Origin of the sequence: Draconibacterium mangrovi (genome assembly GCF_010586825.1) — a bacterium.
GTDB lineage: Bacteria > Bacteroidota > Bacteroidia > Bacteroidales > Prolixibacteraceae > Draconibacterium > Draconibacterium mangrovi.
The window spans coordinates 39,291-53,414 of the sequence record NZ_JAAAGB010000014.1 but is presented as its reverse complement, the minus strand read 5'-3'; the positions used below and the strand labels follow the sequence as shown (position 1 = coordinate 53,414).

Sequence of the window (14,124 nt, the reverse complement as noted above, 5' to 3'; positions counted from 1 at the left end):
AAGTGGTACAGGGCGACCAAAAATGTAACAGGACGAGAAAAAAAGTAACAGGAAAGCATAAAAGTGCTACAGGACACCCATAAAGCTAACAGGACGGCGATAAAACCTGCAGGAAACAAAAAACCACGAACAGAGTAGTTTCTATTACACCGTCCGTGGCTGAATTATATATGTTATCGGTTTTTCTTATTGACGGGCAACCTCGCCATGGTAGCCCAGGTCGAGGCCTTTCTTTTCGTCCATGCGCCCTACTTTTACAGGCACAAAGCGGTTAATTGTTTTTAACATGCCCCAGGTAAATACAAAACCCCAGGCCGAAGCAAAAACTATTGCCGTAATCTGTTTCAGGAAGAAGCTAAATCCGCCTCCAAAAAACAAACCGTCGGCACCATTGGCGTTAACAGCTGTAGTTCCGAATAAGCCCAGAAGAATGGTTCCAAGTACACCTCCAATTCCGTGCACGCCCCAAACATCAAGGGCATCGTCCCAGCGTTGGCGCTCAACAAATTTAACTGCCTGGTAGCACACCATTCCGGCGCACAGTCCAATAAACATAGCTGTTCCGAGCGTAACGTAACCTGCAGCAGGAGTAATTGTTGCCAGTCCGGCCACAGCACCGGTCATTAACCCTATAAAAGTAGGCCGTTTTTTGCCGGTGGTCCATTCAATTCCCAGCCAGGTAATAGCTGCCACCGAAGCCGCCACATCGGTATTTAAAAAGGCCTGTGCGGTAACAGCATCCACGTCCAGCTCGCTTCCGGCGTTAAAACCGTACCAACCGAACCACAGTAAACTGGTTCCGATAGCCACCAGCGGAATATTGTTTGGGCCGCTGCTCTTTTCGGCGCGTGCACCAACAAAAAATACCGATGCCAAAGCAGCAAAACCTGCCGTTGCGTGCACCGTAATTCCACCGGCAAAATCAAGCACTCCCCACTCGGCAAGGATTCCGCCTCCCCAAACCATGTGTACAAAGGGATAGTAAACAAATATTTGCCAAAGAACCAGGAAAATAAAATACGCTTTAAAGGTTACCCTGTTGATAAAAGCACCCGTAATCAGTGCTGGAGTAATAATGGCAAACATCATTTGGTAAGCCACAAAAATATATTCCGGGAAATTACGATCGGCCGACAAGGGCGTACTTGATGTAACTCCGTTCAGAAAAGCTTTATCGAAATTTCCAATGATGCCGAAAAAATCATTTCCGTCGGCCAGGGTTCCACTAAAACACATAGAGTAGCCAAAGCTTATCCACAGAATAGTTGTTATACCTAACGACACAAAACTCTGCATCATAATACTCAGGATATTTTTTTTACAGCCCAAACCGCCGTAAAAGAAAGCCAGTCCGGGAGTCATTAACATCACCAAACTGGTAGCCACAATCATAAAGGTAGTCAGCCCTTTGTCAAACATCATATTCTTAATTCTTTTTTGATTTCGGTCATCAAAAATAGAATATGACTTTAATAATTTGACAGTTTTAAAGCTTCCCGAAAATCATTTATTTACTTTTTCGCACATTTTTCTGACATTTCAAAAGCCCGCAAATACATTTTACAACAACTCATTAAAACAGGGTTCAGGTTTCGAACGATTCATTTTCAACCCGGATTTTTAAACTTTGGACGGGGTGAATTTTTTATCGAACAAAAAATAGCTGCAAAATTTGAAATTGAATGGGGTTAAAATCAAATCCAGAAAAAAGGAGAAACAAGAAAAAGCAGTGAAAATAATGACAAATCTCACCTTTTTTATACTCACTCTAAATTACTGCCAGTTAAACTTGAATTAATATTAGCCGGATTTATATCGGTTAACGCGCAGAAACGTCGCTACTATTTCTGTATGGCTAAAAATTACTCTGCAGATTAAAAATAAATTTACTAAAACGTAGAAACCGAAAAACTTATGTTGGAATATTCCTTTCAGCCGCCCCCTATCTGGGGAATATGACAAATTCAAAAATTTAATATCCCTGCACAGCTAGTGTTTAAACTCCATTTTTATGAAAAAAATCATTCTGGAGATTTTAATACTCTTTTATCTTATTTATTTTTTCCATAACTTGTTAACGATAAACACAGTTTAAAGGAAAGAAATACCATTAAATCAAACCATTCCGAATTCTTATCCATTAAACACAAACTCTATTTAACTATGTATTTCACACCGGACGCATTTAACAACACAATTCTTAAATATATATATCATCACTAAAAGCCCTTGTATTAATCTACTAATACACAGGGCAAATTCTATAAACACTTAATATAATCCATTATGAAAACATTTACTTATCCGGAAGTAATACTTCCCAACCATTTAATCAGGAAAGCCGGCAGCACTATTGCTTTGTTGCTGGCTTTTATTTTTCTGCTGCCTGTTTGGGCAAGCGCAGAGAGGATCTATCCCGATATGTCGGTTCAGATTTCATCGGGCGGATCAGACTATGCACTCACCTTCACCTATAGCGGTGCTGGAGTTGTAAGTTGTACTGAAGCTATTGTTCACAGGTTTGATATCTATAAAAACTCTGATAGCAACAGTTCAAAAACTATTAGTGGTAGCGGCAGTAAATCCAGCGGTACCATTACTTATGTGGCAGGTCCAAATAATTCAGGAAACTGGGGCTTACGTTATCAGGAATCAGAAGACTGCAGTTTGGCCTGGTGTAACTGTGTGGAATGGGTGTGGAGTGGTTATCCCAGAGCAAACAGTTCAGGAGACAGAGGTACCGGATATAGTGTGTTAACATACGCAGCTACCGCCCCAATAAAATCTCCTACCGGAATAACTGCCTCTAATCAGGAATATTTTGAAAAGATTATTTTGGGCTGGTCGAAAGGAACCGATATTCCGGATGCTAATACCGGTTACAATATTTACAGGGGAACGACGACCAGCAACGGAACATTAATTGCCCAGGTTGCAGGAGATGTTCGCACCTGGACCGATGAAACAATTGTTCCAAACGATGTATATTATTACTGGGTGACCACCTTTACCGACGATTGGGGAAATCATGAATCACCAAGAAATAGTTCTAATGCCGTACTTGGAAAAGCAAAAACTTTTAACGTTAACGCATCCGACGGAACGTATACTAACCGTGTTAAAGTAGAATGGGACGACTTGTCGGATTTTGCAGAGGAATTGCGTATTGAGCGCAGTGTACCGGAAAGCAGCCAAAAGGAAGAGCTGGCGATTTTAAGCAAAAACGCCCAGGCATACAGCGACGATGGTGCCATTCCTGGTTACAAACACACCTATTATGTAACACCAATTCACGCAACACGCACCTTCCCTACTCTTAACGACGATGGATACTCGAAACCAAACGGAACCATTAAAGGTACGGTTAAGTCGGTGTTAAGTGTTGGAGTAGAAGGCGTGAGTGTTTGTGCGATTCCCGTAACACCAAATTTACCGGCCGGAGCATTGTCTGTTCCTTCAGGAGGATATTGTACAACTACCGATGTTGACGGCTACTACGAAATACGCAACATTTACTATTACGATGAAGCCGAATTTATTGTGGTTCCCTTCAAAGACGGACCAAACGGACCACATATTTTTACGCCCGATACCATAACCCGTGTACTCGATCTGAATTCGAAACTAAGTTCAGGAGCTAACTTTACCGATGAGAGTGTTTTCTCTATGGCCGGTAGAGTTGTGTATCCAAAATCAACCGCAGCCGAATGTGGCGTGCCTGAGGTTGAAATTCTGATTAACGGAGAAAGCCGGGGAATTTTTACCGATGCCAACGGCGATTGGAGTTATGCCATCCAGGAAGAAGGAGATTATACATTTACTCCCGAGTTTTTGCATCATACTTTTGAGAATCCATCAGGACAACCTTCTACCTCATTTTTTGTAGCCGGCGATTCGTTGAATATCAATTTCACCGATACACAAACCGATACGATTTTTGTAAAAGTACAAACGGGGTGCGAAACTCCGGTGGCCGATTCAGTGAAAATACAACTTTCTTCGCCGGGCAACTGTTTTAATACTACTTATTATACCGATGCAAATGGTTTGCTTACCATTCCTGATCTTCCGGCACGCGAATACGATGTGCAGGTGGTTGAACTTGATCCGGTGAATTCGAACATATTTGACCAAATTGGTAATAAACCTATTCGCATTGACCTTACCGTGCGGGATACGGCGGATATGATTGCTGAGCGCGACAGCTTTGATATCACGCCGGCAGATACCATCTTCCTGCCCAACGGAACAACAAGTATCACTCCAGCCGACACTACAATTGTTACGGTTTCCGACACAACACGGGGCGAAGTGGTTCCCGAGGCTGATTTTATTTACCATTCACCACTTGATATTCAGGTTGATTTTACCGATGCAGGCGCACAGGTAGTTTCCTGTAGCAACGGAGATATAACGTTAATGCAGCAAAATGACGTTTATACCCTGGTTTTTGAAGTGAATGAGTCAATGGGCGACTGCCCGGTAAATGAAGGACATTTGCGCATATTTGACTTTGTTGCCGACCGCGGAGATGTGCCAATAGAGGTGCCTATTGTAAACGGTTTTGCAGTTTATACCACACAAGCCGGATTACCAGAAATTGCTGAGAGTGCCGAGCACAATCATGAAAAACTGTTGTATGTGGTTCCTGAAGTGGGATTTTTAGATGCCACACCGCAGGAATACTGGATTATGGTTGAAGGTGTTAAAACACAGGCGCCTTCATTTATTACAAAATCTCCCGAAATGCCAATGCTGGTATTACACGACCCTCCCGGAGACAACAGTTATTCGTACGTTCAGGAAGGCAAATCCTACAAAAGCTTTAATACATTCGAGATGCTTGTGGGTGGAGAAGCAGGAGTTTATGCGAACCTGTTGATTGGAGCTAAAGTACTCACTCCTTTTTCAAGTAATGGATTTGGAACACAAATTAAATTTAGCGCAGTAGCCGGAAGGGATAATTTTAACCGCAACGGTGTTGAAACCACAATCACCTTCAATGAAACTTTTTCAACTTCCGATATGGAAAACCTTACCGGAGATGATGGTGATGTATACATTGGTGCATCGTTTAACCAGGAATATGCACTGGCCGACGAGCTGACCTATAATACAGCAACATGTCAGGCAGAAATAAAAACTGTTCCGACTATTGATGTAACCGGTTTTGCGACGACTTTTGTTTATACCGAAACACACATTAAGAACACCTTACTTCCAACTCTCGGAGTACTGCGTAGCGCATTGATTGCCGGTCGCGATACCAGTCTGCTCTTACCAGAGGAAAAAATGCAGGCTAACCAGTTACTGGCTGATAGTTTGCACTGGGAGGATGTGTTGGCACAAAACGATTTAAACAGAGGTGAAGATGCTGTATTTAAAGAGAATATCTCATTTAGTGCCGGTGCCCCGTATACCAACGAATATACCACCGACACAACAAATTCTGCATCGTATGAATACACTGCATTTATAAATACAGAATTAGCAGCAGGAATAAAACTGGATAATGAATCCGGAGCCTGGTTCGATAGCGAGATCGGAGTTATGGCAAAGTTCAGATGGGCAAACACCTTTAATCAGGGGAACGATACAACTTATTCCCGAACCGTTGGATATATTCTTTCCGACAACGATATTGGCGATTTCTTTAGTGTCGATATCCTTGAGGATAAAGCCTATGGTGTACCTGCTTTCAATCTGAAACTGGGAACTTCAAGTTGTCCGCACGAACCCGGAACACAACCGCGCGATGATGCACGTATCACTGTGTATCCACCACAAATTAACAATGTACCAATCGGTGGACAAGCGGTGTTTACTGCCAATTTGTTAAACGAAAGCCAGAGTCGGGAAACCCGCGAATACCACGTGAAAGTAGTTTCTACCACAAATCCCGATGGTGCCGTTGTAAAATTAGGTGGCACATCAATCACTAATAGTGGAGCTTCCTATTTTCTGCAATACAACCAAACGGCAAACATTGCACTTACCGTTGAACGCGGACCGATGGCGTCTACATACGATTCGATTGGTATTATGATGTATCCGCCGTGTGAATATTCACTGTGGGAGGATGGCGGCAGTGTTACAAGCGCCGACACAGCCTGGATTTTTGTCGATTTCCAAAGCGAGTGTTCAAATGTGGCCTTGCATCTGCCGGGCAATAACTGGCTGGTGAACAGCAACAATAATAACAAACTGGATGTGGCTTTTACGGGCTACGACCGGAACAACGAAAGCCTGCAAAGTATAACCCTTCAGTATAAACGTCAGGGTGAAGGCTGGGTTGATGATGTGATCATTGACAAAGAATTACTGTTGGAAAACTTTTTCGATTACGAGTTCGATGTATCCGGCCTTACCGATGGCAACTACAGTTTGCGTGCGAAAGCTTTCTGCGGAATAGAAGGTGGTATTTCTTATTCTTCCGAGCAGTCGGGAATTATCGACCGCTCATCAATTGCTCCGTACGGAACTCCTTCGCCAGCCGATGGCTACCTGCGTTACGGGCAAGAAATAAGTGTCGTTTTCGACAAGGACATCAATTGTAATTTTGAAAGTTATTCAGGAGCAGCACCTAATATCCGCCTTTTCCTTGAAGATTCCACTGAAATTCCGATAACGGTTCAGTGTTCACAAAACGAAGATGGGATTATTCTTGCTCCCAACGACGATCTTTTTGCACAACCATCGCTTGAAGGAAAACGTGTTTATGCAGTAGTGGAAGGAGTTCAGGATATTTCTGGAAATATACAGAAATACAAAACCGAGTGGTCATTCCTGGTGAATGTTAGCCCGGTGTCGTGGAATCCTGAAGAGGTCCATCTAACAGCAGAAGAAACAGAACTGGTGGTTCTGAGTGCAAATCTTGACAACAGCGCCAACATAAGCAAATCGTTTACCATTGAAGAGTACCCCGACTGGCTGGTGCCTTCGGTAACTTCTGCTTCGGTATTGGGAGGAAATAGTTTTACCGTTCAATTCTTAGTTGTTGAAGATTTGTTACCCGGATTTTATGAAGGAGAAGTAACTGCCATAATCGACGGTTCGCCTGAAGTACTCATGGTATCGCTTGAGCTGTATGCCGAAGAGATCGACTGGAGTGTAAACCACCCCGATTTCCAGTACAATATGAACCTTGTGGCTCAGTTTAGTTCTGATGATGGCGATGAAAACCTGTCGACCGGATTACGCGATAAGATTGCGGCTTATGTTGATGGCGAATTGCGCGGTGTTGGTAACATCATGTATGTTCCTGAACTCAGCAAATACGCCGCATTTATTACTATATCCGGAAATCTGGCAGGCGAAAACGGAAGTTTGCTCGAAGCCGAAGATTACGTGGACGACCTGAGTGTACAGGACATTACTTTTACCGAAGATGGCAAAACGTATGAAGCCACACGTTTTAAGAAAAACAACTGGATCGACTTTGATATTTATGCAACAAAACCAGGCATTTTCACTGCCGAATTTAAGGCTGCCGGAAGTAAAGCCGGCGATGTAGATGTTTATGTTGACGGGAATCTGGCGACAAGCTTTACAATCCCGGCTACCGGAAATTCCTATGCAATATATACCGCTCAATTCGAGGTTCCGGCCGGTGAACATACACTGCGCATTCAGTCGAACAGTGCTGAATTCGATCTCGACTGGATTAATTTCCCCGAGTATCATGTTCGGAATCAGCATACAACTGAAATCATCAAATTCAGAATGTGGGATGGTTTAAACGGCATTGAATATGGCGCCATTGAAGAACTGACCTTCTTTAACGACGGAGTGGTTGGAAACGTTGAAGAGCCTTTCATTTTACATCCGGCAGGCGGTATTCAGCAACGAATGCTGGCAAAAGGATGGAACTGGATTTCGGTAAATAAAGAAAGCAACGACATGAGTGTAGGCAAAGTGTTTGAGAGTCTTACTCCGCCAACTTCGTTAAACGATCTTACACTGAAATCACAAACGGGATATTCGCAGTTTAGTCAGATGACTGGCTGGCAGGGAACACTCTCCGATGTTGATATCAAAACAGGTTATATGATATTCCTGAGTGCCCATGGCGACACCCTGAGCCTGATTGGAAATGAACCTGATACAGATGTAAGTATTCCGTTAAATCCGAAGTGGAACTGGATCGGCTATCCAAAATCAGAGATTTTACCTATTGACGATGTGTTGGAGCTGCTTTCGGCAGGACCGGGAGATGTTATTAAAAGCCAGTACGAATATGGCGAATACAACCAAAGCACCGATTCGTGGGTTGGCGATCTGAAATTTTTCCAACCGGGGCTGGGTTATAAGTTGTTTGTTGGCAATAGCGACAACATAACAATAATGAAATCGGGTAATACAGATGAGCTCTTCCTGAAACACGAGTATAACATGACCCTGACAGCGATTGTTGATTTTGGGGAATTTCCGTCTTCCGACAGATACAGGATTCAAACCTATATCAACGATCAGCTGCGTGGCGATGTTCCGCTTTCGTACCTTAATCCGATAGACGAGTATATGGCATTTGCTATGGTTTACGGCGATCGTTCAGACATTGGCGAAACGGTTAAAACAGTGTTGTGGGATGAATACAACCAGAAACAAATTAAGCTGGTTTCGCCTGAGCTAAACTTTACCATTGATAAAATTAATGGTACGGTTGATAACCCGGTTATTCTTTCAATAGCTGAAGACGAACTACTTCCTGAGGATGAAGGACAGTACAACTTTAATAACTATCCAAATCCTTTCCGAAGTAATACCACTATTCAGTACACCATTCCTGAAGACACGCACGTTATGCTTACAGTAACAAATTCTGTTGGCAGAGAAATCAGGCGTATTGTCGATGTGGAACAAATCGCAGGGCACTATAGTTATGTGTTCGATGCGGGTGGCCTGGCTGATGGTATTTATTATTGTACACTTAAAACAAATGATTTCGTAGAGACGAAAAAACTGATTCTGTTAAAGAAATAGCAGTGTTTGTTTTGAAATAGAAAAAGGTGGCCGAACAATCGGCCACCTTTTTTCATGAGGAATTCTATCCTATTCTAACCTATAATTTTAATTTTGATCGCCAGGACCTAAATTTGGATTCGCATCAATTTCTTCTTGAGGAATTTTAAATACCCACTCATCATTAATTGATGGTTTATCTTGCTGGTATCCGCTTTGGTACAAACCGGCAGAAGCACCGGAACCACCATCTGCTGCATGGTCAATTCCTTCGTCCCAACGTATCTTATCCGTGTAAAGAAATCCTTCTCCCCATAATTCTAAAGCTCTCTGGAACTTAATATGTTCCATTAATTTTTCTTTAGTATCATACATGGTAACATCATAAGCGCTGTCGCGTTCTTCGCCTAATGGTTTTAACGCATTTTGTGCAGCTTCAATATTGCCTAACATGGCTTCTGCTTCTGCTTCTATCAAATACATTTCAGAAGAACGCATTAAAATAATATCATCCGGATCTGTAGTTCCGGGCGATTTTTGTCTCATTTTTACGTGCATATAAGGATGTGTATTATGAGCGGAAGTCCATCCATATACACTGGCAAGTCTGTCAACTTCTGCATCAAATTCTTCTTCTGTTGTATATAATGGGTTGGTATTATTAGCCCAGCCACCCATTCCGTTAGCCGCAGAAGTATTTGAGTTTGGAGCATCTTTTAAGAATAAACCTTTTCTGTAGTCAGTATCAGGAATTTGAGCGTATAACCTCTTATCCATAATTTTAGGATTATTACGATTCTGGCTTCCATTAAATGTATTACACATTAAATAAAAATACGAACGGAAAAAAGTTGTTTCAGTACTAATTACATTACTTCCCCAAATAACTTCAGGAAGTAAGGTTGAATTAAAACCTGAATAATAATCATCCTTATCCATAATCGGATAATCCTGACGTGCCATCGCCGCTGCATCCGCTGCTGTTCTCCATTCCCCCATGTTTAATGCTATGCGAGCTTTTAACCCATACGCAACGTCAATATTTAGTTGTGATTTGTCGGATGCATTGCCGGTTGGCCTTGCAGTTGCACCATCAAAATAACTTATAGCACTATTAATATCTGACATACACTGGTCATAAATTTCTTTTACCGTAGATCTGGGCGCACTTGTAAAAGGTGCTTCAGAAGCAAATAATAAAGGTACACCGGGATCTGTGGCCGGGTTGCCAATCAGATAGCCTTTGGCGTAATGCTGAACCAATGAAAGATAGGCATAGGCTCTGTAAGTATAAGCCTGTCCTATAATTTCTTTAAATTTTGCATCTTCAGGAATAGTACCTTCAGCAGCTTTATTAATAATTGCATTGGCACTGGCAATGATATGATAACGTTGATACCACAACTGTTTAGTTGTTAAAGATGTTTCCTGATTATGAGAAATCCATTGTGTATCGTCTTGCCAGCCCAAATTGTTTGCCCTGGCACTGTGAATTACGCCTCCTGCCAAATTATCTCCTAATGGAACCCAGTAATGATTTCCAGACCTTTGGCTATCACCTCCGGAAAGCATAGTTTGTGGCTGAGCATATAATAAACGATGCAGGCCATTTAGAATTAGTGCCATATTTTCAGCAGATGCCAATGCGTCACCAGAAGAAATAGCATCTGTTGGTTTTGTCTCCAAAAAGTCTTTGTCGCACGATGTTGTTGCAATAGCTACTATTACAAGTAACATGATTATCTTTTTAAACATAGTCATTATGTTTTAATTATTTTTTATGATTAAAATGTAACATTTAATCCAATCGAGAATACTCTCGATGGGTTAAAATCATTACCCTCAGGTGTTCCAGCTAAATTGTATTGAGGATCGAGTCCTGTTCGCTTACTTTTTAGATATAGATTCTCTCCGGTAAGTGATAATCTTAAATCATCAACACCTAATTTATCTACAATAGCACCGTCAAAAGTGTAGCCTAAGCTAATATTTTTTAATGCCCAGAAAGACGCATCTGTTAAAAAACGGGAAGACTGTGTTTGCACTAAATCAACATTTCCATTTTCCATTCTCGGCACACTGGTTATATCGCCCGGATTTCTCCATGCATCCAGAATATCAGGATGAAGTGATCGGCCATAAGTACCACTATGCATCATAGCAGCATATCCATAGTCTAAAAATTTTCCACCAATACCATATGTCACTAAAACATTCAGGTCGAATCCTTTATAACCAAAATAATTCGATACTGATCCCAGAACATCCGGGATGGAGTTGTCTCCGGTGTATGCTCTTTCCGTTGCTTCCCAATCATTTGTGGTTTCCTGATCTCCATTATCATCCAAAACCGGTACACTATTACCATCTTCATCAAATTCAAACATCCAGAACAATTGATCTCCTGTGTCAGGATCTACACCTGCAGTTTGAAGTATATAAAAATCATAGATTGATTTACCTTCTGCCCATCTTTTTGAACCATCTATAAAAGGATCAGGAATTTTTGTTATTTCATTTTTAAACGTCGATGCCTGTAGTGTCATATCCCATTTTAATTCCCCCTTATTAATGATATGTCCGGTCAATCCTATTTCAATTCCTGAATTATACAGATCGGCAATGTTTGAAGGAACAGTATTTAAACCATTACTTAAAGGAATGGGTAAATCATAAAGCAGATCTGTTGAGTTTTTCTTGTAATATTCAACAGAACCATCAATAAGGTTATTGAATAAACCAAACTCCAGGGCTACGTCGAAACTACCAACCGTTTCCCATTGTAAGTCAGCATTTCCAATTTCTGACCAATAAATAGCGGGATTGCCAGCGTTTGATGTTAGTCCGTATCTTGGTTGAGACAAGAAGAAGTCGCCCAAATCATCGTTACCAACCTGGCCATATGAAGCGCGGAGTTTTAAATGATTCACCCAACTTACACTTTTCATGAAGGTTTCCTGATCTATTCTCCAGGAAGCACCCACTGAATAGAAATTACCCCATCGTGATTTTTCATCAAAAACAGAAGAAGCATCTCTTCTTACTGAAGCACTGATATAATATTTACCGTCGAAATTATAGTTTGCCCTTAAGAAATAACCTTCAATAGTTTTTTCAGTAGTAGAACCGCCTAAACTAATTGGCTCTGCAAAATTGTCAAATTCATAGATACCTGTAGCAACCTGTTTAATCGACGTACCATCGATACCTGAATAAATTCTTTGGAAACTTTCATGACCTGCAGTTATATCTACACTGTGAACCTCATTAAAATATTTTTTGAATGTTAAAATCTGATTGAAGTTTTCAACATCTCTCCGGTATCTGTCTTCTCCATATCTTCCGGTTGGTTGAGCATCACCAATAATATGGTTTTCATATTCTTTTTCAAGACCTTCATTTATATCTCTACCATAATTCAACCTAAGATTAAGCCCCTCAATTATTTCGAAGTCGGCAAAGAATCGAACTCCGTAGGTATTATTTCTTGTAGTTTCATCATTTAACATCAATTCCTGAAGAGCATGACGACCTTGATTTATTGGCCTTGAACCGATATTGTATTCAGAATAACCTTCACCGTTATCAAAAACAGGATTTCCTCCCGCATCTAATACGATGTTTCCATCTAAGTCATTTACATATACCGGGTAAATTGAGCCGATGTTTTTAGCAAATCCGAAAGGGTTCACAATACTACTTGTTCCGGCAGAAGTTGGACCTGCAGATTCAGTAATAGTAATGTTTGCACTACCTCCGAGTTTTAACCAATCGGTGGCATCGAATTCGGCATTTAAACGTGAAGTAATACGATTAAAATTGGTTGTAACCACATATCCTTCTTCATCCAGGTATGAAGCAGAAAAGAATACTTTATGCCTGTCGCCTCCTCCGGCTACATTCACATTGTAATTTGTTCTCAAGCCAGTTTGTTCCATTTCATCGTACCAGTCTAAGCTTTTATAAATTACGCTTGCGTTCGGGTTTAGCATTCCGTCAGTTCCAACAATTTGGTTATTTGCCACATTAAATGGGTTATACCCTAAACTATTGTAAATATTTGCGGAAGCATATGCCGCATCTCCGCCACCAGCGCTCGAATTCTTTAAAGCCTGCCACATCATTTCATAATACTGCCCCGGAGAAACTTCATCATAGCTCGGAATACTCCGGCTAACAATACCTACCTGAGCAGATACAGAAGTTTTTATATCACCTTTAGTACCATTTTTAGTGGTAATTAAAACTACACCATTAGCAGCTCTTGAGCCATATAACGACGTTGAAGCGGCATCTTTAAGGATTGTAAAAGATTCGATATCTTCCTGATTAATTGCACTTAACGAACCTTCATACTGTATACCATCCACAATATACAATGGATCAGAACTTCCATTAAGTGTTCCTACACCGCGAATAACAATATCAGGCGAAGAACCTGGTTGCCCGGATGCTGAGGTAAACTGCACCCCTGTTGCTCTTCCCTCAATTGCTGCAATCGGAGAAGTAACATTTCGTGCCGATAGTTCTTCAGCCCCCACTACATCAGCAGAACCGGTAAATGCCTGTTTTGTTGATGTACCATACGCAGTTACTATCACTTCATCAAGACCTAAAACATCCGACTCAAGGTTAACATTAATTACAGAACCTGTTGCCGGCATTTCAACTGTTTTCATCCCAACAAATGAAAACACAATTGTTTGAGCATCTGTTGGAATGTCGAAGGAATAAACACCATCTATATTGGTAACTGTACCAACGGTGGTTCCTTTTACACTTACTGATACACCCGGTATTGGAGTGTTGTCTTCAGAATTTAATACGGTTCCGGAAACACTCCTAACCTGTGCACTTGCTATTTGTACACCTACTATAAGAGCACAAATAAGAAATAGCGTCAGTTTTTTCATTGAAAATAAATTTGATAGATTAATGATTAAATTAGTATCGCACAATTATGTGCACATTCACAATAGAAATAATTGTACAGCATTAATAGTTTTTGGTTTCAATTTATGAGCCCACGGTATTATTTTCATACCCACATTTGAATCATCCGATTCAACCACAGTCACTATTTACGATCATACTCGATTGTATCTTTTCTCACTCATATCGGCTCACATTTATTAGACAATACTATGACTTTTTACCCTTAAA

Annotated in this window: 4 protein-coding genes; 1 reads left to right on the top strand and 3 read right to left on the bottom strand. The window is 41.1% G+C overall.

The genetic code is table 11. From position 1 onward, the window contains the following. Positions 1–186 precede the first annotated feature (186 nt). Positions 187–1,422: an ammonium transporter gene (locus G4420_RS21560; RefSeq protein ID WP_163326023.1), complete on the bottom strand. Its 1,236-nt coding sequence runs from the start codon at positions 1,420–1,422 to the stop codon at positions 187–189. A gap of 864 nt (positions 1,423–2,286) precedes the next feature. Between G4420_RS21560 and G4420_RS21555 the strand changes: the two genes are divergently transcribed. Then, entirely contained in the window at positions 2,287–8,982 is a 6,696-nt protein-coding gene (locus tag G4420_RS21555; RefSeq protein WP_163326022.1) for a T9SS type A sorting domain-containing protein, read from the top strand. Positions 8,983–9,069: 87 nt separating this feature from the next. Here the strand turns inward: G4420_RS21555 and G4420_RS21550 are convergent, their stop codons facing one another. Both G4420_RS21550 and G4420_RS21545 read right to left on the bottom strand, forming a co-directional pair. Beyond that, on the bottom strand, positions 9,070–10,716 hold the full coding sequence (locus tag G4420_RS21550; protein ID WP_163326021.1) for a RagB/SusD family nutrient uptake outer membrane protein: 1,647 nt from the start codon (positions 10,714–10,716) through the stop codon (positions 9,070–9,072). 29 nt (positions 10,717–10,745) lie between these two features. Continuing rightward, on the bottom strand, positions 10,746–13,874 hold the full coding sequence (locus G4420_RS21545; protein WP_163326020.1) for a SusC/RagA family TonB-linked outer membrane protein: 3,129 nt from the start codon (positions 13,872–13,874) through the stop codon (positions 10,746–10,748). Between the last annotated feature and the right edge of the window lie 250 nt (positions 13,875–14,124).

Coding starts and splice junctions, on each gene's coding strand:
- G4420_RS21560 (WP_163326023.1), bottom strand. CDS start 1,422: ATGATGTTTGACAAAGGGCTGACTACCTTTATGATTGTGGCTACCAGT.
- G4420_RS21555 (WP_163326022.1), top strand. CDS start 2,287: ATGAAAACATTTACTTATCCGGAAGTAATACTTCCCAACCATTTAATC.
- G4420_RS21550 (WP_163326021.1), bottom strand. CDS start 10,716: ATGTTTAAAAAGATAATCATGTTACTTGTAATAGTAGCTATTGCAACA.
- G4420_RS21545 (WP_163326020.1), bottom strand. CDS start 13,874: ATGAAAAAACTGACGCTATTTCTTATTTGTGCTCTTATAGTAGGTGTA.